At 44.1% G+C, this 23097-nt stretch carries 24 protein-coding genes; 20 read left to right on the top strand and 4 right to left on the bottom strand.

Features of this window, described 5'->3' with window-relative positions; translation table 11 throughout:
• The first annotated feature begins 96 nt into the window (after positions 1–96).
• Positions 97–3042, top strand: coding sequence for a flagellin N-terminal helical domain-containing protein (locus tag ACZ449_RS14710; protein ID WP_464261719.1), 2946 nt, complete (start codon positions 97–99; stop codon positions 3040–3042).
• A gap of 125 nt (positions 3043–3167) precedes the next feature.
• Here the strand turns inward: ACZ449_RS14710 and ACZ449_RS14705 are convergent, their stop codons facing one another.
• Positions 3168–3971 (bottom strand): hypothetical protein, encoded by an 804-nt coding sequence (locus ACZ449_RS14705; protein WP_464261718.1) that lies wholly within the window; start codon positions 3969–3971, stop codon positions 3168–3170.
• Between the two features lie 351 nt (positions 3972–4322).
• Between ACZ449_RS14705 and ACZ449_RS14700 the strand changes: the two genes are divergently transcribed.
• On the top strand, positions 4323–4580 hold the full coding sequence (locus ACZ449_RS14700; protein WP_464261717.1) for a type II toxin-antitoxin system RelE/ParE family toxin: 258 nt from the start codon (positions 4323–4325) through the stop codon (positions 4578–4580).
• 115 nt (positions 4581–4695) lie between these two features.
• On the top strand, positions 4696–5076 hold the full coding sequence (locus ACZ449_RS14695; RefSeq protein ID WP_464261716.1) for a DUF8042 domain-containing protein: 381 nt from the start codon (positions 4696–4698) through the stop codon (positions 5074–5076).
• Between the two features lie 161 nt (positions 5077–5237).
• On the opposite strand, the gene ACZ449_RS14690 is transcribed toward ACZ449_RS14695, so the two are convergent.
• Complete coding sequence (locus ACZ449_RS14690) at positions 5238–5408, bottom strand: hypothetical protein (protein WP_464261715.1); 171 nt, start codon at positions 5406–5408, stop codon at positions 5238–5240.
• A gap of 256 nt (positions 5409–5664) precedes the next feature.
• Between ACZ449_RS14690 and mntA the strand changes: the two genes are divergently transcribed.
• Complete coding sequence (gene mntA / locus ACZ449_RS14685; protein WP_464261714.1) at positions 5665–5970, top strand: type VII toxin-antitoxin system MntA family adenylyltransferase antitoxin; 306 nt, start codon at positions 5665–5667, stop codon at positions 5968–5970.
• 56 nt (positions 5971–6026) lie between these two features.
• Positions 6027–6359, top strand: a complete 333-nt coding sequence (locus ACZ449_RS14680; protein WP_464261713.1) for an HI0074 family nucleotidyltransferase substrate-binding subunit — start codon at positions 6027–6029, stop codon at positions 6357–6359.
• Positions 6360–6438: 79 nt separating this feature from the next.
• Here the strand turns inward: ACZ449_RS14680 and ACZ449_RS14675 are convergent, their stop codons facing one another.
• Positions 6439–7044, bottom strand: a complete 606-nt coding sequence (locus ACZ449_RS14675; protein ID WP_464261712.1) for a hypothetical protein — start codon at positions 7042–7044, stop codon at positions 6439–6441.
• 461 nt (positions 7045–7505) lie between these two features.
• Here ACZ449_RS14675 and ACZ449_RS14670 point away from each other — a divergent pair, with 461 nt between their 5' ends.
• From ACZ449_RS14670 to hpf, 6 genes are all read left to right on the top strand, one after another.
• Positions 7506–7802 carry a zinc-ribbon domain containing protein gene (locus ACZ449_RS14670; RefSeq protein ID WP_464261711.1) on the top strand — a complete coding sequence of 99 codons (297 nt, stop codon included), beginning with the start codon at positions 7506–7508 and terminating at the stop codon, positions 7800–7802.
• A gap of 161 nt (positions 7803–7963) precedes the next feature.
• Positions 7964–8755, top strand: coding sequence for a basic amino acid ABC transporter substrate-binding protein (locus tag ACZ449_RS14665; protein ID WP_464261710.1), 792 nt, complete (start codon positions 7964–7966; stop codon positions 8753–8755).
• A 129-nt stretch (positions 8756–8884) separates the two neighbouring features.
• On the top strand, positions 8885–9550 hold the full coding sequence (locus tag ACZ449_RS14660; RefSeq protein ID WP_464261709.1) for an amino acid ABC transporter permease: 666 nt from the start codon (positions 8885–8887) through the stop codon (positions 9548–9550).
• Entirely contained in the window at positions 9537–10256 is a 720-nt protein-coding gene (locus ACZ449_RS14655; protein ID WP_464261708.1) for an amino acid ABC transporter ATP-binding protein, read from the top strand. Before ACZ449_RS14660 ends, ACZ449_RS14655 begins: the two co-directional genes overlap by 14 nt.
• A gap of 85 nt (positions 10257–10341) precedes the next feature.
• Entirely contained in the window at positions 10342–10542 is a 201-nt protein-coding gene (locus tag ACZ449_RS14650) for a cold-shock protein (RefSeq protein WP_021169152.1), read from the top strand.
• A gap of 335 nt (positions 10543–10877) precedes the next feature.
• Positions 10878–11426, top strand: coding sequence for a ribosome hibernation-promoting factor, HPF/YfiA family (gene hpf / locus ACZ449_RS14645; RefSeq protein ID WP_464261707.1), 549 nt, complete (start codon positions 10878–10880; stop codon positions 11424–11426).
• A 40-nt stretch (positions 11427–11466) separates the two neighbouring features.
• Here hpf and ACZ449_RS14640 read toward each other — a convergent pair whose 3' ends face one another.
• Positions 11467–11709, bottom strand: a complete 243-nt coding sequence (locus ACZ449_RS14640) for a hypothetical protein (RefSeq protein ID WP_464261706.1) — start codon at positions 11707–11709, stop codon at positions 11467–11469.
• Positions 11710–11978: 269 nt separating this feature from the next.
• Between ACZ449_RS14640 and ACZ449_RS14635 the strand changes: the two genes are divergently transcribed.
• The 9 genes from ACZ449_RS14635 (at position 11979) to ACZ449_RS14595 (ending at position 23086) form a co-directional block, all read left to right on the top strand.
• On the top strand, positions 11979–13238 hold the full coding sequence (locus tag ACZ449_RS14635; RefSeq protein ID WP_464261705.1) for a [FeFe] hydrogenase, group A: 1260 nt from the start codon (positions 11979–11981) through the stop codon (positions 13236–13238).
• Between the two features lie 12 nt (positions 13239–13250).
• Positions 13251–13562 carry an iron hydrogenase small subunit gene (locus ACZ449_RS14630; RefSeq protein WP_464261704.1) on the top strand — a complete coding sequence of 104 codons (312 nt, stop codon included), beginning with the start codon at positions 13251–13253 and terminating at the stop codon, positions 13560–13562.
• Positions 13563–13574: 12 nt separating this feature from the next.
• Positions 13575–14273, top strand: a complete 699-nt coding sequence (locus tag ACZ449_RS14625; RefSeq protein ID WP_464261703.1) for a cytochrome b/b6 domain-containing protein — start codon at positions 13575–13577, stop codon at positions 14271–14273.
• Positions 14274–14588: 315 nt separating this feature from the next.
• Positions 14589–17111: a preprotein translocase subunit SecA gene (gene secA, locus ACZ449_RS14620; protein WP_464261702.1), complete on the top strand. Its 2523-nt coding sequence runs from the start codon at positions 14589–14591 to the stop codon at positions 17109–17111.
• Between the two features lie 21 nt (positions 17112–17132).
• Positions 17133–18243, top strand: a protein-coding gene (prfB, locus tag ACZ449_RS14615; RefSeq protein ID WP_464261701.1) for a peptide chain release factor 2 whose coding sequence is annotated in 2 segments (ribosomal slippage) — positions 17133–17204 and positions 17206–18243 — 1110 coding nt in all. Because the reading frame shifts where the segments join, the coding sequence is not laid out codon by codon here.
• 38 nt (positions 18244–18281) lie between these two features.
• Positions 18282–18974 (top strand): LmeA family phospholipid-binding protein, encoded by a 693-nt coding sequence (locus ACZ449_RS14610; RefSeq protein WP_464261700.1) that lies wholly within the window; start codon positions 18282–18284, stop codon positions 18972–18974.
• 100 nt (positions 18975–19074) lie between these two features.
• Positions 19075–21144 carry a DUF5693 family protein gene (locus tag ACZ449_RS14605; protein ID WP_464261699.1) on the top strand — a complete coding sequence of 690 codons (2070 nt, stop codon included), beginning with the start codon at positions 19075–19077 and terminating at the stop codon, positions 21142–21144.
• Positions 21137–22228, top strand: a complete 1092-nt coding sequence (gene csaB / locus ACZ449_RS14600; RefSeq protein ID WP_464261698.1) for a polysaccharide pyruvyl transferase CsaB — start codon at positions 21137–21139, stop codon at positions 22226–22228. The genes ACZ449_RS14605 and csaB overlap by 8 nt, the downstream gene beginning before the upstream one ends.
• Positions 22229–22240: 12 nt before the next feature.
• Positions 22241–23086 (top strand): YitT family protein, encoded by an 846-nt coding sequence (locus tag ACZ449_RS14595; protein WP_464261697.1) that lies wholly within the window; start codon positions 22241–22243, stop codon positions 23084–23086.
• The last annotated feature ends 11 nt before the right edge of the window (positions 23087–23097 follow it).

Below are 23097 nucleotides of genomic sequence, written 5' to 3'. Positions count from 1 at the left end.
AAAAATACTCGCAAAAACCGAGTTAATCATTATTTAATGAATAGACGATATATATTTACGATACGGCTTTGTAAAAGCTTTTCGGAGGTACCTTGCATGATAATTTGTAATAATATTCTTGGCCTTAATGCATTTAAAGAACTAAGTAAGAATGAACGGAAAACTACTGGTTCTCTGGAAAAATTATCTTCTGGTTTAAGAATTAATAATGCGGCGGACGATGCGGCCGGACTTAGTATTAGTGAACGGATGCGAGCGCAAATCCGCGGTCTCGCACAAGCGGCTAGAAATATTCAGGATGGAATTAGCTATATGGATACTGCGGAGGGCTATCTTAGCAGCATCCATACTCCGCCGCTTCAAAGGCTGCGGGAGCTTGCGGTGCAGGCGGCTAATGATACTTTAAACAAACGTGATCGTGAGGCAATTCAGGAAGAGGTTCTGCAAATTCAGGAACACTTAAAGAAGATATTTAGTTCAGCCGAGTTTAATACAATCGATATTTTTGCTCAAGATATCAAGCGTATAAAAACACCGATTCCGGGAGTATTACCAGGCGATACGGTAATACGGCAATATGGGCTCAATGTAGTAGCTGGTAAAAATGACAGATTGACATTTCGCTGGGGTGATGCGCAATATGAAATTACTCTGGAAGCTGGCAATTACACTGCAGAGCAGCTTGTGGACAAACTGAATGACAAATTTAAAACGGCCGGTACTGACGTAACGGTTCAGTTTGAAGGAGATAGTCTGGTCTATTCTTCGCCCACCAAACTGCTGGATAGTTTCGGTGGTTCGATGATTGCGATAGATTCGCCGCTTGCGTATACTTCTATTATTTACGACAATAGCAAGCCCGGTTATATTTCCGGTGCTGCTATTTTTGGTGCAGAAAATATATCTGACGGAGTAATTATCGATAGTTCGCATAACGCATTAGCCTTTCGCATAGGGAGTAATGGCGTATACACAGATGTTGCACTAACCTTGGCTGATAGTACGTATACTGAACAAGGTATATTAGACGCATTAAATGGCTATTTTGCGGATAATAACATTGATGCTACGGCTACTACTGTATCAGGGCGCCTGAAACTCCAGCATAATAAGTGCGGTGCAGGATACACCCTGGATCAATTAAGCGGAACAGCCCGGTCGGTCATATTGGATCAACTAACTTCTTATACATATAATGAAACTATAGTCGGCGGTTCAGATGGCTATGCCGCTGCGATTACCGGATATAAATCACTTGCAGCCGGTATTACTATTGAGGCAGGACACAATGATACTTTGCGCCTTAATGTTGGTGGTACTACCTATACCGTAACTTTAAGTTCCGGCACTTATACGCAAGCCGGAATTTTAGATCACTTAAATGATGTGTTTGGCAGTAACGGTATTACCGCTACTGCCAAAGCGTCTGGTACTGCTTTGCGTCTGGAGTATACTGGTCCAGGCGCAGGGGAAATCGGCACGGTAACAGGTGGCGCAGCATATACTCTTATGGGGCTGGCAGGCTCCGGGCCTGCTATATATCCGGGAACATACTATTTTGTAGAAGGAAATTCGACGCCACTGGCCGGGAATCATGCGACAGCAATAGGGCAGACTTCACTGAGTAATGGTGTGCAGATAGTAGCAGGATATAATGATACATTAACGTTTAACCTGGACGGCGAAGCGAAAACAATTACGCTTGGTGCAGGCTGGTATAACGCTAATGCTTTGTTGTCGGCAATTAATACAGGGTTAACTGGCATGGATGTAACGGCACAGTATTATGGTTCTAACCAGTTGGAATTTGAACACAAAAAAGCTGGTGGAGGAATCCCGCTTTTTCCGTATTCATTAAATAATTTTGGCGGCAATGCTCTGTCTACACTCATGAGTACGACAATGCCTGTGAGTCAGTACTCAGGTGCTGCGGCTTCTCCCTGCCATGTATATGGTGCGGCTACTGTTACCAATGTTACTATCAGTGCAGGGGTTAACGATGCGTTAACGGTGAGAGTTAATAACGCAGATCATTCTATTGTGCTGGATGCCAAAACATACACACAGGCGGACTTGGTGGCAGAGATAAATAAAAAGCTATCAAATGAGGGTATAGGCAGTGATATCGTTGCGAGTCAGTATTCGTCATACTTAGAACTTCATTCAAAGACGACTGGTACGACTACAACGATAAATTCCGTTTCAGGTAATTCAGTAAATACACTATTTCGTAATGTTCAACAGTATTACACTTACGCCAGCCTTATTACACCAAGTGCGTCAGATACCTATATCGACGGCCGTGCAGATTTGAATGGCGGAGTAATTATTGCAGCCGGAACAAATGATAAGCTTGCTTTTGACCTTCATAATGATGGTGTAATTGAACGGAAAACAATAACACTGGATGAAGGAGAATACACTGCAGATAGTTTGGTAAGTATGATAAATGAAAAGCTGCAAGCACAAAACTTACTTATGTCTGCTGCCCTTAAAAGTGTTAGTACGCCATCTGGGGATAAATCAGTTTTGACACTAACCTATTCACCAGGCAAAAACGGTAATTTTGCGATTGACGGTGTAGGCGGCAGCGCTTCCTATGTTGTATTTTATCCAGGACCGTATGATATCACGTATAAAGGCGGTGTCGCTCTAAATTTTCATGTCGGAGCGAATTCGGGAAATAAGTTGGCATCAGGAACACAGCTTCTGATGAATCTGGAAATTCTCGGTATAGAAAGATTGGATTTGACCACTCGTAGTGGAGCAGACCAGGCTATCCAAGCAGTTGATGATGCTATAAACATGGTTAGTTCTGCTCGCGGGCTGACAGGGGCCATACGAAATGAGCTTGAAGCCATTTATCGCAATGTAACTCAATCAGGAGAAAATTTGCAGGCTGCGGAGTCGCTAATTCGTGATGCCAATGTAGCCAAAGAAATGGTGGAATATGCAAAAATTTCTGTGTTGTCACAAGCATCTAACGCTATATTAGCTCAAGCTAATAAACAGTCGGAGATGATTCTGGAACTGCTGAAATAGAGGTTAGGTCTGGGCAGTAGGGGGTTTAGGGCTTGCGATTTGAATGTAAAAAAGGGACTCAATGTTACCGTCCTCTTTATGGTAACATTGAGTCCCTTTAGCATTGCTTGTTGAAGATTGTCCATTTAAATCATTACATCAACTAACGTGGATTCCTGGTTTCTTTTTTTGTCCTTTTTATCTTCAGGATATTCTGGAATGCTCTTGGAATCACGTGTATCAGCAATAGGAGCAGCCTCAGTTTCTATTGTTATATCCCCATTATCAGCTACATTACTAACAGACATATTATCTTTGCGATCTTCTTTTATTTCATCTTTGTTTTTCCGCGTATTCTCCGCTTCTTTTATCCCCAATTTTACGGAGCTCTTTAGGTCCTTCTGGACTTTTTCCATTTTTAGTGCCATGTCGCTTTCGAGCTTAGAAAGTTTACTCGAAGTACTAATAATGACATCCAATTGATATTGGATGCTACCATGAACGGCATATTTGATTTGAGTTTGGGCAATGGACGTTTCTGCGTTTAGCTTTCTACGTGCATTGTCCATGGTTTTTAATTCTGAACTATTTTTACTTGCAGCGAGTAATTTATTCAAACTGGGAGACAATATGACTCCTTGATTATTTTCGTCTGTCTCGCGTTCGTATTTTTTAATTTCTGCTTTTTCCGCAGCTTTTTCCTGGGCTTCTTTTATTTCTCGTTGCTTAGCATCTAAATTCGCCTGAATGATCTGCTGATCAATATCTGCTATTTGAGTAGTGAGATTCTTAATTTTTTCTGCCTTTGTTTTACTATCTTGCTTACTGGCTTTTACTTCCGCAATCTGTTTAGACAATTCTGCCTTTTGCTTTTCCAATGCTTCAACTGCACTATTAGATTTATTAGTAGTACCCAAGCTGCTACTTGTTGCCACTTTGGAAATAGTCATGATATCAATCGCCTCCAATAAATATATCGTAAATATTTCCAATTTATTAAATATATCCTGACTCTTCGGGGTCCGGCCTTGCGATTTGTGTTTCTAAACAATGAAGTAATGCATTTTAGTAGCCTATTCATCCTAGTAGCAGGCAATATCGCAAATTATCAGCCCAGAGGCACTATCTTGGATGAGTGGGACTGGGCACAGGCATCGTGATTCTTCGGAATGGGAACCATTGCCGAAAGAGGTGTTCATGGTGCTGGTGACTTCTGGAATGGAGGTATTCGATTTTTGCACTCGTAGATAAGTATGACGTGTAAATTTTATCAATTTTATGATAAAATGGAGGTGAGAGTTATGCCCGTTATTCGTCCAATCTCTGATTTGAGAAATAAAACTTCGGAAATTGAAGAGACTGATGAACTTGGACAGAGTATTTTGAGGTTAGAGGACATTCCGCTTATGGGGCTAACTCCAAAAAATCGGCGACTAGTTCTTAAAGGATATAAAATTTGGATTGTAAACGATTACTTGATATTTTACGTTATTGACGGCGGAATGGTAGAGATTCGAAGAATTCTTTCAGGAAAAAGAAATTACACTAAACTACTGTAAGTGGTAGGCGGGCTAGATGGGGTCCGGCCTTGCAATTTCAAATTCTTAAAGACAGCGATTTTAACACCATGGTCTATATGCCATCTTAATCAAAAACTGATGTGGGTGAGCTTTTATGCAAATATATAGCGATAGTCGCAGTGAGGTGATTTATCAACTCCTCGCATTGCTGCCGATAATCGAAGAAGGACTTATGCATATGCAGACCCAACTAGAGGAACTGCGTCTCGAAGAATCGACAGCGCTATTCCAGGACGCCGCAATGGGCATTGGCATTATTGCCAACCACTTGCCGCCATTACTGGACAATAACCATAATCAGGACTTGCTGGATAAAACCATCCAAGTCCGCACAGCCATAACCATACTCATTGATGCCTACGAACAAAACGAGCTATTGGTCATCCAAACAACATTGAACAGCCATTTACTACCCGCCTTTACTGCCTGGCAACTGGAACTGCTATCCCTCTTCAGCCCAGCAGTAATGTCATAGGACTGCGATTTGGCGGTTCGATTTGCAGATGGAGCTCATGAAAGAAGTGGCCGATGAGCGCATTTACCCCCAACCGCGAAGTTATTTATTATATCCTCGAACTCCTAATAACACCAAATAAGCACCTACCAGGCAGCCTGATAGGTGCTATCTCGTTTTTCTCAGACAATAGGCCTCATCTTATTCAATAGCCTTCCGTGCCTTAACCCCATGGTAACGTCAGTGTTTTCCTTTAGCGCAACATCAATACCATCCAGCCTAGTGGTAATTTGCTTGAATTCGGTAAACAGTTGTTTCTGCCCCTCAAGCAACGGTTTGATCATGTTCTCCATGTCCACCACTCCTTTGCTGTTGTATCGCGTTATTTTGCTTTATTGTAGCATATAATAGATTCCCAGTCATATAAAAAACATCAAGTAGGGGTTAGACTTTGCGATTTGCGTTGTGCTGTGGTATTATATGGAATAATAAAGTGATGTTTGCCTGATGAGAGATATTTATGGCGGGAAAGCAGAGAGTAAATTATAAAGGTGCGATTTATCATGTTACGGCTAGAGGTAAATCAAAGCTTTATCAGGGGAGGTTGCTATGGGAAGCATAGCGCGGCAGCAGATTTTGGATATGGTCAGGCAGGTTGTGTTGACTGAAATTGGTGATGAGCCTGTTACAGTGTATTTGTTTGGTTCATGGGCGCGGGGCGAAGAGCACCTATCTTCTGATATTGATATTGCTGTGGATAGCATAGACGGGGTACATTTAGAAAAATTAGTCCGGTTGCGTGAGGCGCTCGAAGAATCAGCGATTCCTTATCGCGTTGATGTGGTTGATTTGGCGGAAGCGGCAAAAATACTTGCGGCCAAAGTGCGGAAAGAAGGCATAGTATGGAAAGACTAAGAGAAAGATTAGCGGTTGCTGCCCGGGCAAATTCGCGGTTATAGGAGGCTGTTCAATTGCCAAATCCCAGTGATTTGGAAAGAGATGCAATTATTCAACGCTTTGAATTTGCTTTTGAAGCTGTTTGGAAGGCGGCTCAAGCCTATTTGCGTGCGGTAGAAGGAATTGATTTGGCTTCGCCTAAAAGCGTGATTCGTGCTTGCCGTGAAATAGGATTGTTAGATGAAACAGAAGCCATGTTGGCATTGAAAATGGCTGATGACCGCAATCTGACAGTCCATACTTATAATGAACCGCTGGCTATTGCTATTTATGAACGTATTTTACAACATCAAGTGTTATTAGCCAATTGGCAGATGGACATGGAACAACGTTTGGAAGTACAATAATGGGGGTGCGTGGGCTGTAAGGGGGCTCATTTTAAAAATATAGCGCCTACCCGTTGAACGGTGTAGGCGCTTTGCTTATCTATTTTGCCCGGGTTAGATGCCGCATAACTTCGTCATGTTCGCTGGCTTTGCGCAGTAGGAATGATACATCGCCAGCCATTGAATATACATTGGCATCAATACGGGTTGCTTTTCGTTCTAAGCTGTCCATTCGGTCGGCAAGGGTGTCCACTTTCTCATCAACCTGATTGACTTTCCCTTCTAGCTTGGCCATGGCATGTCCGAGGCTCTGAACCTGGGCATCAAGTTCCTCTGTCCAGTGTTTTAATCCCTTGGTCATATCCACATTTTCTTGGAGAGTAATTGCTATGCCATCTACTTTTTCTTCAAGCTTATCGATCCTAGTACACAGTTGCTCTTGACTTTTGAATAATTGTTCTTGGCCTTTGAACAATTGCTCTTGTCCTTTGAATAGTTGCTCTTGTCCTTTGAATAGTTGCTCTTGGCCTTTGAATAGTTGCTCTTGGCCTTTGAGTAGTTGCTCCTGAACTTTGAATAGTTGATCCTGGCCTTTAAGCAGTTGATCCTGGACTTTGAATAGTTGATCCTGGCCTTTAAGCAATTGTTCCTGGACTTTGAACAGTTCCTGCTGCCCGTCGAGGATTTGTTGGAGGATTTTTTCCATTGCCACACCACCCTTTCGCACCATGGTACATCATTATTTTATTATAGCATAACACGTTCGCATAGTCACTAAAAGCCTTGCGAGGAAGCTGTGTTGTTTATGATGCAAAATAGGAATATTTAACCAATTTTGCGATTATCCAAAAAATATGTGCTTGCTTTTTTCCTTATGCACTCCTATAATTTAATATAAGAACCAATTTGCTTAGGTCTGTGGTTGAAAGTCGATGCCAGTCGCAGGCGAAACGACCCACGTAAGAAGCCCAAAGCGGCTTTGAGCATGGTGCGGCTTAGAGGTAAGTCCTGCCGATCCAGAAAATGATACATATATATTGATCGAGAGAAGCAGTAGTGAGGAGATTGATTTCTTAGTAGCGACCCTTCCAGCAGGCGAGTGTGGGGTCAAAGACCAGGTCGGCTAAGCAGTGGTTTTTAATTTCTTAAGGTGAGGGGATTTCATTAATGGCTTTTCAGGACAAAACTCTTAAGTGTAAGGACTGTGGAAAAGATTTTGTTTTTACAGCAGGGGAACAGGAGTTTTACGCAGAAAAAGGTTTTGAAAATGAACCTGCTCGTTGTCGTGAATGTCGGGGTAACAGAAGACGCAGTCGTGATGGCGGCGACGCGCAGACAACCCCACGGGAAATGCATGAGGCAATATGTGCCGAATGTGGTGCAGTTACTCAAGTGCCATTTAAACCTCGCAATGATCGTCCTATTTATTGCCGTGACTGCTTTATCGCTAAAAAAGAGCAATAATATATATAATAAAATGAGACAAACCTACCCGGGATATTTATATTCCGGGTTTTTGCTTGTCCATTAAAATGTATACATAGTAACCCTCTTGTTTAATTATGCACATACTCGTATAATTATTTACGGAGAAGTTTTTACTGATTAAAGGGAGGGGTACATAGGTGTCAAAAAAACTGATTGCTTTATCGGTGGTTGCTATGTTTGTATTGGTATTTGGGTTGGCAGGCTGTGGTGGTCAACAGTCAGCAAAACAGGCTGATCAGGGTAAAGGCAAGGTGCTTAAGGTTGGTTCTGAAACCACGTTTGCACCGTTTGAATTCCAGGATGAAAAGACCAAAGACTATGTTGGTTTTGATATGGATCTGATCAAGGCTGTCGGCAAGCAGATGGGGGTAGAAGTCCAGGTGCAAAGTATGGGCTTTGATGGCCTGATTCCGGCGTTGGAAGCTGGCAATATTGATGCGGCGATCTCTGGTATGACCATTACTGATGAACGGGCGAAAAAGGTTAACTTTTCCAAGCCATATTATAAGTCTGGTTTGTCCATGGTTGTCAAAGCCGATAACAACACGTTAAAGACTTTTAAAGATCTGGAAGGTAAACGGATTGCTGTGCAAATCGGGACTACTGGTGCCAGCGAAGCTAAAAAGATTAAAGACGTCAAAGTGCGGGAGTTTAATAACGCGCCAGAGGCATTTATTGAGCTTAACAGTGGCGGCGTTGATGCCGTTGTTAATGATTTGCCTGTTAACGAATATTACATTGCTCAGGCTGGCAGTAAAGATGCCAAGATTGTAGGCGAACCGCTTAACTCTGAGGAGTATGGAATTGCTGTTGCCAAGAAAAACACCGAGTTGACTGATAAAATCAACAAAGCCATGGACGAACTTAAGAAAAATGGCGAGTATGAAAAAATTTATGTCAAGTGGTTTGGCAAGAAGCCTCCCCAATAGATTTGACAGTAATGGCGCGGAAATCGCGCCGCTTTTTTTGCTCTTTATTTATTGACACCTATGGTCTGTCCGCATATAATTGACATGTGATTTTATCCGCCTTATATAATTTTAGTAAGGGTGAGGAATTTGAATTTTGATTTTGAGCTAATCATTCAGTCGTTTCCATTGCTGCTTATGGGCGCAGGCGTTACTGTGCAAATTACGGTGCTTAGTGTTGGTTTTGGTCTTTTAATAGGTATGTTTGTTGGGATTGCACGGCTAGCGACAATTTGGCCGGTTAAGATGTTGGCAGCTGTATATGTGGACTTTATCCGGGGTACACCGCTTTTGGTGCAGATTTTCCTCATTTATTTTGCGTTACCGCTTATCGTAGGGCAGCGGATTGACCCGTTTATTGCAGCAATTACTGCTTGTAGTGTTAACAGTGGTGCTTATGTGGCCGAGATTTTTCGCGGGGGCATTCAGTCCATTGACAAAGGACAGATGGAGGCTGGACGGTCGCTGGGGATGACCTGGGGGCAGACAATGCGTTACATAATTTTACCCCAAGCTTTTAAACGTATTATTCCACCATTGGGTAACGAATTTATTGCCATGCTCAAAGATTCCTCGCTGGTGTCGGTAATCGGCTTTGAAGAGCTTACACGGCGCGGACAGCTAATAATTGCCCGTACCTATGGTTCGTTTGAGATTTGGATCACAGTGGCCTTTATTTACCTTGTGATGACTTTTACGATATCCCGCTTTGTGGATTATCTTGAGCGGAGGTACAAGACTGATGATAAGCATTAAGAATCTTCACAAAAAATTTGGTAATTTACATGTATTAAAAGATGTTAGTGCCCATATCGCTGAACAAGAGGTTGTTGTTATCATTGGCCCGAGCGGTTCTGGCAAGAGCACGCTGCTCCGGTGTATTAACTATCTTGAACAGCCTACTGAAGGCGAAATTGTTGTGGATGGTATTCCCCTTACCAGTGAAGCGAATATTAATAAGGTACGCGAAGAAGTGGGAATGGTTTTTCAGCGCTTTAATTTGTTTCCCCATATGACTGTGCTGCAAAATATTGCCCTTGCGCCGGTTAAGGTTCGTGGAATGCAGCGGGCGGAGGCCGAGCAGGTAGCGCTTGTTTTATTGGAAAAGGTAGGGTTGTCAGATAAGGCGAATGCCTATCCGGAACAATTATCTGGTGGTCAGCAGCAACGGGTAGCGATTGCCCGGGCGCTTGCTATGAAACCTAAGGTTATGCTATTTGACGAGCCGACCTCGGCACTTGATCCTGAGATGATTAAGGAAGTACTGGATGTTATGAAGACGTTGGCCAATGAGGGGATGACTATGGCTGTAGTTACTCATGAGATGGGGTTTGCCCGTGAAGTGGGTGACAGGGTTATTTTTATGGACGAAGGCCGCATTGTAGAAGAAGGATTGCCTGATGATGTGTTCTTGAACGCCAAGGAAGAACGTACGAAGGCTTTTCTTTCGAAAATATTATAAATTGACAGTGCTGCCATTTTGTGTTATACTTCCTCTTGTGGCTGTGAAATAGCAGTCTGTAGTTCAATCTTAGGAGGAGTTTCACATGATTGGTAAAGTTAAATGGTTTAGTGCAGAAAAAGGTTACGGATTCATTGAGAGAGAAGATGGCGGCGACGTATTCGTACACTTCTCGGCTATTCAAGATGAAGGTTTCAAAACCTTAAATGAAGGCCAACAAGTTGAATTTGAAATCGTTGAAGGCGCTCGTGGACCACAAGCCAGCAACGTCTATAAGGCTAACTAGGATATATCAACATAAATACCCGGCGATGAATTTTCGCCGGGTTTTGATTTACCCTAACAGAAAGTATAAAACTTTCTTAAAAGCAGGATAAGGGCAACATCGGCTTTCGCTTTCGCCAAAGGCTCGGCGCAAGCCGTGTTTTCTTTATCCAGATGGAAAGTATAAAAGAATAACATCGGCGTGTGCTGTCGTCGTCAATAAGAGACTCGGCGCAAGCCGTCTTTTTATGTAAAAAAAACGCAGAAAAATAAAAAGAAATTTGAATTTTTGGACAGGACTTTTTGAATTGATAGGGAATAATAACTATATAGGAACCAGGAAAGGGGATGGGTAATATGGCAATTACAGTACGAGGAAAAAACATTGATATTACACCAGCACTAAAAGATTATGTCACCAAGCGTGTCGGCAAAATCACGAAGTATTTTGATGGTGCAAGCATGGGTGAAATTACTGCAATCCTCATTGTTAACAAAGGCCGTCATATTGTTGAGGTCACTGTGCCTATTAATGGAATTCTTCTTCGGGGTGAAGAAGCGACGCCAGATATGTACACTTCCATTGATTTGGTTATTGAAAAACTGGAAAAGCAAATTGAAAAATATAAAACTAAACTGTCTCGCAAATTAAAAAGTGGCAGCTTTAAGACTGAATTAATCCCGACCGCCACGTTGGCTAGTGCGCCGACTCTTGGTGATGATGAGTTTGACATTGTAAAAACCAAGCGGTTTGCCATTAAACCAATGGCTGTTGATGAGGCTGTTATGCAGATGAACCTTATTAATCACGACTTTTATGTTTTTGCTAATGCTGACACCGAGGAAGTTAATGTGGTGTACCGCCGTAAAGATGGTCGCTATGGATTAATTGAACCGGAATTTTAGGTTAGTAAAAAAATAGCTGGAAGTTATCTTCCAGCTATTTTTAGATTGATTTACTATCATTTCGAAGTGTTCGTAATTCTGACCGTCGTTTCATAATTATCTCAGCCAGGGAGGCTGATTCCAGCTCTTGGGCTTTTTGAGCGAATTCCTGTCTGGTGAAGAGTCCTTTATCGATGAGAAGTTCTATCAGCACGGCAATGGCTAATGTATTTTTGGAGTCAATCGATTTAAGGTCGGCAAGCTGACCGGCTATGTCGAGGATATCCATGACATCATGCTTCATAATGCTACCTCCTAAGGTAAAACCTTTGGTAATAGTATGCATGAATTGATAGATTTTTAAACTTTTCCTTAAAAAAAGGACAAAGTGAAATAAATAACTTGTTCAGACTATTTCAATATTATTGACAAGTCTCACAATTTAAATTACAGTTAAAACATGGCATTCATTTATCACTAGAGTATCACAGGTTTCAAATGTTCCAATTTTCACAATGGTGGTTGCTGCACATTGGCATACTATTTAATTTTCATGGGTGAGGAGGTTTTGTCTTGAAAGGTTTTCAATCACAGGAGGTAACCCGTATTATCGAGATTGACAGCAAGATATGCAAGGGCTGTGATTCGTGTAAGGCATTTTGTCCAACAGATGCGATTGAGGGCAAGTATGGTGCCGTTCACAAAATCAACAGTGAGAAATGTATTTCTTGCGGTCAATGCCTTATTAACTGTCCATTCGGGGCTCCTAAAGACACGGTCGACGTAGTGGATCAAGTTATTGACAAGCTCAAGAACAAGAAACTGACAGTTGTCGCAACAATTGCTCCGGCAGTTCGCGTTGCTATCGGTGAGGAGTTCGGCATGGAACCCGGCAGTCTGGTAACTGAAAAAATGTATGGAGCAATGAAACAGGCTGGGTTTAAGGTTCTTGACACTAACTTTACTGCTGACCAGACCATTATGGAAGAAGGCATGGAACTTATTGCCAAGATTCGCCACTATGCGTTAGGCGAGCCATCAGAGCATCATTTAGGACCTTTGCCACAGTTTACGTCGTGTTGCCCGGCTTGGGTTCGGTATTGTGAGCTGTATTATCCTACACTTTTGCCAAATATGTCTTCTGCCAAGTCACCAATGATGATGGCTGGGGCACTTGGTAAAACCTATGGTGCTAAAGAAGTTTGGAAGGTTAACCCAGAAGATATCTTCATGGTAGGCGTTATGCCCTGTACGGCCAAAAAATTCGAGGCTTCTCGTCCTGAATTCAACAGCGCTTCTCAGTATTGGAAGACACAAGGCAGAACAGGGAGTTACCCGGATATCGATGTAGTGCTCACTACCCGGGATTTAGCCCGTTTGTTTAAAAAGTTAAATATTGATCTTAAGACTGTTGCTGAGTTTACTGATAAGGATAACCCCTTGGCTCAGTACAGTGGTGCAGGTACGATCTTTGCTAATACCGGCGGCGTAATGGAAGCTGCTTTACGGACAGCCTATTTTGTAATCACCGGCAAGGAACTGGATGTGCTTGAATTCAAGCCTGTTCGCGGTCTCAAAGGCGTAAAGGAAGCCAGTGTTACCATGAAAGATGTGAAAACAGGCAAAGAAGTTACCTTGAAAGTAGCAGTAGCTCATGGCACCAAAGAAAACGTAAAACCGCTATTGGAAGAAGTCAAAGCTGGTAAATCACCGTATCATTTCATCGAAATCATGAATTGTCCGGCCGGCTGTGTTAATGGCGGTGGTCAGCCAATCAATCCAATGGGTACTTCCTGGCTGGATAAAGCCAAGGCTGTACTGCCTTGGTCATAAGGAGGGAACACAATGGCGCAGTATGATTATATAGAAAAGGCCGTCAAGGTCTCACGGCGTGAATTCATAGGAATCGTGGGTGTAGCCGGTGCCATCCTATGGACTGGGGCCTATGTTGCAACAGACTTGGTACAAGACCGCACAAAATACATCAAGATGCGGGCACAAGGCATCTATAACGATGATGTAAAATCAAAAATCCGTCAGAGTCATAACAATCAAGCAGTTACTGATGTGTACAAAAAATTTGCCAAGAATCCACTCAGTAATTTGGCCGAAGAACTGTTTCATACTAAGTATGTAGACAGAACGAAATTAGGGTAGGAGGGATAATTGATGAGTGATCATGATGAACATGGACCGCGGGTACTCAAGCACCCTCTTATCTCGCGGCTATTTCACTGGGGATTAATTTTAGGTTTTTTGCCAGCAGCCCTTACGGGATTCTTTATTTGGCTTAAACCGTTTGGTGAAGGTCTGCAAAATTTGATTATGCAAATCCATATTGTTGGTGCCTGCATTCTTACTTTATCCTGTATTTTTTATACCATCTTTGCTTTAGACAGAATTGTTGCTTTTACTCGCCGAATATTTACCTGGGATGCGAGGGATATGGCCTGGATGAAGATTTGTGGTGGCTATCCGCAGAAGATGCTGTTAGGCAAAACCATTCCAGTACCGCCAATGGGCAAAATGAACTCTGGTCAAAAACAAATGGGAATTATGATGTTGTTTGGTGGCATACTGTTGATTGTTACTGGTTGGGCCTTATACGCCTTCCTGCCAGTAGCTCCTAAAGCAGCCATGTACTGGTTTGATATGGTGCACTTGGTGGTTGGTATCGTCCTGGGGCTGAGTGTATTTGCCCATATCTTCCTCGGCATTTACAATTGGGGCGAGTTCTTGTGCATGTTTGGTGACGGAACTCAGCCACTTCATGAGGCTGAGCATCATAACCCGGTTTGGGTTGAAAATGAAATTGAGCCGGTCAAGGGTAGTAAATTCACTACTCCTGGTCAGCAGCAGCCAGGCTAAGATAACTGGCGTTAAAACTACCGTATATAACTAACCAGCGAGATTGTTTCGTGATTCTTGTAGTGACGAGGGCTTACAGCCCTTGGTCACTACGAGCGTAGCGTCGCAATCTCGCTTTTGCTTTTTGGCTGCGTATTTAACTTTTCCAAGCAATCCAGTTTTTGACTTTGCACGAGCTTTCTGTTAAAATCATATATTAGGCACATACTAACCCCATGACTGCGGAGAAAGGCCTATCTATGCGATGTTGCGCATTTCTAAACGGTCTAAGTTACTTGTGCAATACATTTGTTTTTTTGCTGGGGAGTTGATAATTTGTTTAAATTTTTGAAGAACATATTTGGTGATGATAACGAAAAAGAAATTAAACGCATGTTCCAGTTGGTGGAAAAAATTAATGCGTTTGAGCCCGAACTTCGGAATATGAGTGATACTACGTTAACTGCCAAAACGGCTGAATTTAGGCGCCGGCTTGATAAGGGTCAGACGATTGATGACCTTTTGCCGGAGGCATTTGCTGTGGTGCGGGAAGCCTCGCGCCGGGTTTTGGCTATGCGTCACTTTGATGTACAGATGTTGGGTGGTATCACCTTACATGAAGGAAAAATTGCGGAGATGCGGACAGGCGAAGGTAAAACGCTGGTAGCTACTTTGCCGGTATATCTCAATGCCTTGACCGGCAAGGGTGTTCATGTTGTTACCGTTAATGACTACTTGGCAAGCCGCGATAGTGAGTGGATGGGGAAACTCTACCGCTACCTTGGTTTGTCTGTCGGTCTTATTGTTCATGGTCTGGACTTTGATGAACGCAAATTGGCCTATAGCGCTGATGTTACTTATGGTACTAACAATGAATTTGGCTTTGACTATCTGCGGGACAACATGGTTATTTATGCTGAACAAATGGTACAGCGGCCACTACATTACTCGATTGTCGATGAAGTTGACAGTATTTTGGTCGATGAGGCGCGGACACCGCTCATTATATCTGGCCCTGGAGAAAAGTCTACTGATATGTACTTTGTTTTGGCTAAGGTTGTGCCAAAATTAACAGCAGGCGATGACTATACCATTGATGAAAAAGCCAATACGGTAGCACCGACCGAGGCTGGCGTGGCTAAAGCTGAAAAGCTGCTTAATGTTAAAAATCTCTATGATAGTGAAAACATTGAGATGTCGCACCATTTTAATCAGGCACTGCGGGCGCATGCGTTGATGAAGCGGGATAAGGACTATGTGGTTAAAGAGGGCGAGGTTGTCATTGTTGACGAGTTTACCGGACGGTTAATGTTTGGCCGCCGCTACTCGGAAGGTCTGCATCAGGCCATTGAGGCCAAGGAAGGCGTTAAGGTGGAACGGGAAAGCCAAACGCTGGCTACTATTACGTTCCAGAATTATTTCCGGATGTATAAGAAGCTTGCTGGCATGACTGGTACGGCTAAAACTGAGGAATCTGAATTCCGTAAAATCTATAATCTTGATGTTATTGTCATTCCGCCCAATCGTCCGATGCAGCGGCAGGATTTACCTGATGTCATTTATAAAACCAAACGCGCCAAATACAGGGCGGTTGTTAATGAGATTGCTGAACTCCATAGCAAGGGTCAACCCCTGCTTGTGGGTACAACCTCGATTGTTCAGTCAGAAGAATTGTCGGCTATGCTCAAGAAAAAAGGTGTGCCGCACAATGTACTTAATGCTAAGTTTCATGAAATGGAAGCTCAGATTGTGGCGCAAGCTGGTCAGGCTGGGGCGGTAACCATTGCTACTAATATGGCTGGCCGTGGTACTGATATTGTGCTGGGTGAGGGTGTTAGCGACTTGGGTGGCCTCCGTATTATTGGCACCGAGCGCCATGAAAGTCGCCGGATTGACAATCAGCTGCGCGGCCGGGCCGGGCGTCAAGGCGATCCGGGGTCCACGCGGTTTTACCTGTCGCTGGAAGATGATCTGATGCGTCTGTTTGGCTCAGATAATATTGCCAGCATCATGGATAAACTGGGTATGGAAGAAGATGAGCCGATTGAGCATTCGCTGATTACCCGTTCGATTGAACAGGCACAGAAAAAGGTGGAAGCTCGTAACTTCGATATCCGCAAATATGTTCTTGAATATGATGATGTCATGAATCAACAGCGTGAGGTTATTTACAGCCAGCGTAAGAAGATCCTGACCGGGGATAACCTCAAAGAGAATATCGATATGATGATTGAAAAAGTCATTGATTATGGTATGGATGGATATGCTGATGAAAAGATATATCCTGAAGAATGGGATTATGCCGGCTTGATTGAATACTGTGAAGGTTTTTTTGCGCCTGTTGGTGGGCTTAAGCAGGAGGAACTTGAGAAGCTAAGCCGTTTCGAGCTTAGGGAGGAACTTGTGCGTGTAGCCCAGGCTGCCTATAGTGGACGGGAAGATTTATTCGGTTCTGACAATATGCGTGAGCTTGAAAAAGTTGTTATGCTCAAAACGCTTGACGCTAAATGGATGGAGCATCTTGATGCCATGGATATGCTGCGCCAGGGTATTGGCCTTAGAGCATATGGCCAAAAAAATCCATTGATTGAATATAAAATTGAAGGCTATGATATGTTCCAGCAAATGATGGAAAATATCCAGGAAGATATTGTCCGGTATATTTTCAGGGTCAATATTGTATCTCAGGCCCAACCGGAAGATCATTTGCGCGGAGCCCATGCCACTCGTGGCGGCGAAGAAGGAGAAGAACAGTCCCAGCCGCTAGAACCCATTGTTAATACAGATACAACAGGCCGCAATGAATTATGTCCTTGCGGCAGTGGTAAGAAATACAAACGCTGTTGTGGCGCTAAATAGTAGTAATAGGGAGTTGAGAAAGTGCTTTTGGAAGAGTTACGCGGGTCAATTGAGACCCTGGCCAAACGGATTGACGAGATGAGGGCTTCTCTTTGACGTTGCCAGTAAAAAGGAACGTATTGAAGAACTAGAAGATAGAATGAGTGATCCCACCTTCTGGGATGATCCTGCTGTGGCACAAAAAATTGCCCAAGAGGTCACCCACATGAAGGACAGTATTAGTCAGTATCGTGATTTGCTTAGTCGCCACAGTGATATGGCTACCTTGTGGCAACTGGGGATGGAAGAGCAGGATGAGAGTGTCTATTCTGAGGTAACTGCCAGCCTTACCAGCATGGAACAGGAGCTGGATCATCTCGAACTGACTCAGATGTTATCTGGTGAGTATGACCAAAATAATGCTATATTGACTCTGCACGCTGGAGCTGGCGGCACCGAGGCCCAGGATTGGGCGCAAATGCTGCTTAGAATGTATGTGCGCTGGGCCGAAAAAAATAATTACAAGGTTGAAACCATGGATTTTCTGGCAGGTGATGAGGCTGGCGTTAAAAGTGTGACACTGATGATTAGTGGCACCAATGTTTATGGCTATTTGAAAGCCGAAAAAGGGGTACATCGCCTTGTGCGTATTTCACCCTTTGATGCCAGTGGCCGTCGCCACACATCATTTGCAGCTGTCGATGTTATGCCCGAGATTGATGATTCGGTAGATATTGATATTAATCCGGTCGACTTGCGGGTAGATACTTATCGGGCCAGCGGCGCCGGTGGTCAGCATATTAATAAAACCGATTCAGCTGTTCGCATGACTCATCTGCCGACAGGTGTTGTTGTGCAATGCCAGAATGAACGTTCCCAGATTCAGAATCGGGAGCAGTGCATGCGCATGTTGCGGTCCAAGTTATTTGAATTGGAACGGCAAAAGCAGGCAGAGAAGAAGGCCGAGCTTGGTGGCGAATACCAAGCCATTGAATGGGGCAGTCAGATCAGATCCTATGTTTTCCATCCCTATAATATGGTGAAAGACCATCGGACTGCTGCCGAAACAGGTAATGTCCAGGCGGTAATGGATGGAGAAATTGAATTGTTTATCGAAGCCTACTTAAAAAGTGAGGTTAATGGTAAGGAATGAAAAGTGAGAGAAAGTTTTCCTAAGGGGGGGCTAACCCTATGAAGCGCTTTACAACCATTGTTCTGTTTCTGGTTATGGTTATAGCGGCCATAGAAGTCGCACTACCTAAGGTGGTGTCAGATGCTGTGGCCCATGGGATCAGCGAGCTGACAGGCAGTAAGCAAGTGACTGCTAGGGTGGATAAAATCCCGGCCGTGTTTATGCTTGATGGTAATTTTGACCATGTGACGGCAGATGTTAGCGAGGCTAAGACTGAGAAAATAACCTTTCGCAATATGCATGTTAGTTTAAGTGATGTAAAGGTGGATATTCAGTCACTATTGAAGAGCAGAAAACTGGTGCTTGAACAAGTAAAAGATATTGAGCTTACAGCGACCATCGGGCAAGAGGAATTGGCTGCTTTTCTCAATAGCTCAGTCAAAGGGGTTAAAAATTCAGTTGTAACGATAACTCCGGGGAAAATCCAGGTGAGCAGCGCATTAACCGTGGGTGGTCTTGCCCGAGTTGATGTCAAAATGGAAGGCCGGATTGCAAGTGATCGTGAGAATCGACGAATTACGTTTGTTACTGACCGGTTTTGGCTGAACAATACCCCTGTTGGCAATATCGGCGGCTCGCTGCTGACAGAACTGCCATTAGTGGATCTGAAAAAATTGCCATTTAATGTGAATGTGCGGGATGTTGTTATGGAACAGGGCCAGGTTATTATTTATACCGATAACCGGAATTAGTATTGGTGCAAGCTTGTGCTGGATTTTGGGAATAGTACATATACCATATAATTATCGAAACTGCCTCAATATTGGCGGTTTCAAAAAGGGTGGAGAAATTTTGTCAACCTTTACATATAACAAATGGCTAATTGGCGTAGTCATTGTTGGCCTATTGGCGTCCCTTACTATCGATTGGCAGCGTCACACGGTTGAACAGGCCAATTCCACGGTTGAAGTGGTTATGGAATATGAAGATGTTGTGGAATTAGCGCAAATTGAGGGTGTCCGGCCAATTGACATGTTTAAGCAATTTAAAGAGGCTGGCATTACTAGCTTGGCCGTGTATGAAGCTACTCTGGAAAAACTCAATAAAAGTGGCAAAATAACGGCATTGCCTGGTGCAGATATTCTTCACCAGAAAAATACCGGCACGCTAGCCGATCCCTTTTGGCGCAATTTAATTGCCGAAGGTAAGATCCAGGCTGAGGATGTATATGTCGTTGGGCAAGATCAACAAGTATTCCAGGAAGTGATGGCTGACTTAAGCCGCCGTTTGGGACCTGACAGGGTAACGCTGCTGGCAGATGGTGAGCGTCCGGTATTGGAAGCCAAAGCCAATTTTGAAAAAGTTGTGAAGTGGAATCTGGGGCTATCTTCAGCAGAACTTGCTGTAGTTGACAAGCTGGGCTTTTACGTAATTGCCCGTCCAACAAACTATACTAAGGTAACTCCTGCAGATATCGATTCAGTGTTTCAGCGCTTGGCAACGGTTAATAACCTGAGTGCGATCATGTTTTCTGGTGAGGAGGTCTTAGGTTATCCAGATCTATTGCCACTTACGGCCAGCCAGTTTCGCGAACGACAGCTGACCTTAGCCATGATTGAGCATCCGTTGCAACTGCAGTTTCTTAAACAGGAAGGGCTTACTCAACTGGCAACTGCCAATAACTATCAGTCTGCCCGGGTTTATGTTATTCCCAAAGATGAACAGGTAAAATTAAAATCAGCTGAAGCTATTCAGCGTTGGGCGCTGGCTGATCAGGAACGGAATATCCGGATCAATCTCCTGCGCCGGTATGATAAGCCGGAGCCAGGAAAAACTCTGACTGAAACTAATCTGGATTATGTGTCAGGTGTTAAACGAGCTTTAGTGGACGAGGGCTTCAGTCTTGGTCGGGCGGGTACCTATAACCCGTATTTTCCTGCGCCATGGCTCTTGGCCTTTGTTGCGCTTGGAGCAACGGCGGCTGGGGTACTGTTTTTGTCTTTAGTCTATCCCTTTGGTGCCCGCTGGCAGTATGCGCTTACCGCTATAGTGGCAGTGCTGCTGATCTTCCCGATTATTAAGGGCGGCGGTACGCTTAGCCGTCAGATGGTAGCGCTGGCCAGTGCCAGTGTTTTTCCGGCTTTGGCTATGACTTGGCAGCTGGATCATTGGCGGCAGCTGGAGGCGACTGGTCTGTTTGAACGTCCGGCTTCTCTGGGTAAAATTATTACCGCTGGTTTGGGCGCTGTTGTTATTACTACGTTTGTTTCTCTGGCAGGTGGTCTCTATTTAGGCGCTGTGCTTAGCGATGTGCGCTTTTTTCTTGAAATGGAAATATTCCGGGGAGTAAAGCTCACGTTTGTCGCCCCAATGCTATTAGTTACTATGGTGTACTTAACTCGCTATAATTTGTTTGACAATGTTCAATTGAAAGATGCCAGAGGCTTGTGGCGTCAGGTAACTACTATCTTGAATTATCCGGTAACTATGAAAACCTTGCTATTGGTTGGCATGGCTGCATTTGCGGCTTGGGTGTATATTGGCCGTTCAGGACATACGGCCGGTGTACCGATACTGGGGATTGAACTTAAACTCAGGGCACTATTAGAGCAGCTTCTGTACGCTCGGCCAAGGGGAAAAGAGTTCTTAATCGGACATCCGGCCTTTTTGTTGGCAGTCATGGCTGTCTATCGCCAATGGCCGCGTCTGGTGCAATACTTGCTGATCGTAGTAGCGACTATTGCTCAGGGTTCACTTGTGGAGACTTTTGCGCATTTGCGGACCCCGGTACTCATGTCCACCGTTCGGGGCTTAGACGGCATGGTTTTAGGTGCAATCATTGGCATAGTAGCGGTTGTTGGCGTGTATCTGGTTCAAGCCGTAATCACTCGTTTGGGAAGGAGTACGGTTGCCCATGAGTGATATTGTTGTTTCAGGCTATTATGGTTTTGCCAATGCGGGCGACGAGGCGATGTTGGCAGCTATGATTGAGGCTTTAACCGATATTGAACCTAATATTAAAATTACGGTCATATCCGGTAATCCGGAAGATACGAGAAGGCGGCATGGCGTAGCTGCTGTCTATCGTTTGAATTACCCGGAGATTGCCAAGGTGTTAGCTAAAAGCCAGCTGTTAATCAGCGGCGGCGGCAGCTTGCTGCAGGATGTGACCAGTGACCGCAGTCTTTACTATTATCTGAGTATTATGATGCTGGCCAAAAAGCTGGGTAAGCCGGTTATGCTGTACGCGCAAGGAATTGGTCCGGTACGAGGAACGCTGGCCCAGGGGGCCATGCGCTATATTGGCAATATGGTCGATCTGATTACTGTTCGTGATGATGGTTCTTATGAGGAACTAAAGCGGTTAAAGGTAACTGCGCCGCCTGTTCATATAACGGCTGATCCAGTTTTGGCCATGCATCCGGTGGATAAACTCATTGGCCGCAGCATTCTAAAAAAACATGGACAAGAAGGCGTGGCGCCATTAATTGGTATCTCTGTGCGGGAATGGAAAGATTGGGGCCATTTTAAACAGGTGATGGGCCATGCGGCTGACCTGATGATTGAGGAACTGGGGGCCAAAGTTGTATTTATTCCTATGCAGTGGCCTGATGACCTGGGGGTTTCTGAAAAGATTGCCAGGCGCATGAATAATAAAGCGAGTGTGCTGCCAGGTGAATATACTACAAGTGAGTTACTTTCACTTGTTGGTAATTTGGATTTATTAATTGGTATTAGACTGCATGCACTTATTTTCGCTGCCGTTATGCATGTACCAATGGCTGGTATATCCTATGATCCCAAAATTGACCGTTTTTTGGAGACGATTGGCGAACGACATGTCGGGACCTTAAAATCGGTAACGGCCGATAACCTGATGACCAGGATACGCGCGATGTGGGATGAACGTAAACAGCCGAACCGGGAGCGGGAGGATCGTATTAACATTTTGCGTAACAAAGCTTTTTTAAATGCCGAACTCGCGCTCAGCCTGGTGAAAAAGTAAGGAGGGGTGGCGATGGTAAAGCGGCAGTGGCTGCGTGACTATTTGGGAATTGTGCTGGGGACAGTGATTACGGCATTGGCTCTTAATATGTTTTTAATCCCTAATAAGGTTGCGGCAGGCGGCATTAGCGGCCTAGCCACAGTGCTCCACCATACGTTTGGGTTGCCAGTCGGCATGACTATGCTGGCCTTTGATATTCCCATGTTTTTTCTTAGTGTTAAAATCTTGGGAACTCGCTTTGGATTTAATACGCTGCTAGGTGCCGGCATCTTAGCGGCCAGCATTGATTTAACCGCACCATTTGTACCTGTTCTCACCCATGATCTACTGCTTAACTCCTTATATGGCGGTGTGCTTGCCGGTGTTGGTATGGGCATTGTATTTAAATTTAAGGGAACCACAGCTGGTACTGATTTGGCAGCAGCCATTATTCATAAATTAACGAAGATCAGTATTGGTCAGGCACTGCTGAGCGTTGACTGTTTCGTCATTGTTACAGCCGGTATTGTGTTTGGCAGTGCTGAGTTATCATTATATGGACTTATATCTTTATTTGTTACCACCCAAATCATTGATTTGGTGCAGGAAGGTTCAAGTAATGCCAAAGCTTTTTTCATTATGTCACAATCGCCAGCGAAGGTGTCTGAGGCCATTATGACTGAGCTCGGGCGGGGCGTGACCTTTTTGGCAGGCCGCGGTGCTTATACGCATGCCGACCGTGAGGTTGTTTTTTGCGTAGTCAGTACCAGCGAGGTTTCTGCTGTCAAAGATTTGGTGTACCGTATTGACAGCCAAGCTTTTGTTATTGTTACTGATGCACATGAGGTGCTGGGTGAGGGTTTCAACGCCTATCACTGAAACTGCTGAAA

Source organism: Desulfosporomusa polytropa, from assembly GCF_055380075.1.
This window is presented reverse-complemented; position numbering and strand designations above follow the sequence as displayed.

What these genes read in the sequence shown, in the direction of transcription:
- ACZ449_RS14710 (WP_464261719.1), top strand. Translation starts at nt 97, where the DNA reads ATGATAATTTGTAATAATATTCTTGGCCTTAATGCATTTAAAGAACTA.
- ACZ449_RS14705 (WP_464261718.1), bottom strand. Translation starts at nt 3,971, where the DNA reads ATGACTATTTCCAAAGTGGCAACAAGTAGCAGCTTGGGTACTACTAAT.
- ACZ449_RS14700 (WP_464261717.1), top strand. Translation starts at nt 4,323, where the DNA reads ATGCCCGTTATTCGTCCAATCTCTGATTTGAGAAATAAAACTTCGGAA.
- ACZ449_RS14695 (WP_464261716.1), top strand. Translation starts at nt 4,696, where the DNA reads ATGCAAATATATAGCGATAGTCGCAGTGAGGTGATTTATCAACTCCTC.
- ACZ449_RS14690 (WP_464261715.1), bottom strand. Translation starts at nt 5,408, where the DNA reads ATGGAGAACATGATCAAACCGTTGCTTGAGGGGCAGAAACAACTGTTT.
- mntA (WP_464261714.1), top strand. Translation starts at nt 5,665, where the DNA reads ATGGGAAGCATAGCGCGGCAGCAGATTTTGGATATGGTCAGGCAGGTT.
- ACZ449_RS14675 (WP_464261712.1), bottom strand. Translation starts at nt 7,044, where the DNA reads ATGGAAAAAATCCTCCAACAAATCCTCGACGGGCAGCAGGAACTGTTC.
- ACZ449_RS14670 (WP_464261711.1), top strand. Translation starts at nt 7,506, where the DNA reads ATGGCTTTTCAGGACAAAACTCTTAAGTGTAAGGACTGTGGAAAAGAT.
- ACZ449_RS14655 (WP_464261708.1), top strand. Translation starts at nt 9,537, where the DNA reads ATGATAAGCATTAAGAATCTTCACAAAAAATTTGGTAATTTACATGTA.
- ACZ449_RS14650 (WP_021169152.1), top strand. Translation starts at nt 10,342, where the DNA reads ATGATTGGTAAAGTTAAATGGTTTAGTGCAGAAAAAGGTTACGGATTC.
- hpf (WP_464261707.1), top strand. Translation starts at nt 10,878, where the DNA reads ATGGCAATTACAGTACGAGGAAAAAACATTGATATTACACCAGCACTA.
- ACZ449_RS14640 (WP_464261706.1), bottom strand. Translation starts at nt 11,709, where the DNA reads ATGAAGCATGATGTCATGGATATCCTCGACATAGCCGGTCAGCTTGCC.
- ACZ449_RS14630 (WP_464261704.1), top strand. Translation starts at nt 13,251, where the DNA reads ATGGCGCAGTATGATTATATAGAAAAGGCCGTCAAGGTCTCACGGCGT.
- ACZ449_RS14625 (WP_464261703.1), top strand. Translation starts at nt 13,575, where the DNA reads ATGAGTGATCATGATGAACATGGACCGCGGGTACTCAAGCACCCTCTT.
- ACZ449_RS14610 (WP_464261700.1), top strand. Translation starts at nt 18,282, where the DNA reads ATGAAGCGCTTTACAACCATTGTTCTGTTTCTGGTTATGGTTATAGCG.
- csaB (WP_464261698.1), top strand. Translation starts at nt 21,137, where the DNA reads ATGAGTGATATTGTTGTTTCAGGCTATTATGGTTTTGCCAATGCGGGC.
- ACZ449_RS14595 (WP_464261697.1), top strand. Translation starts at nt 22,241, where the DNA reads ATGGTAAAGCGGCAGTGGCTGCGTGACTATTTGGGAATTGTGCTGGGG.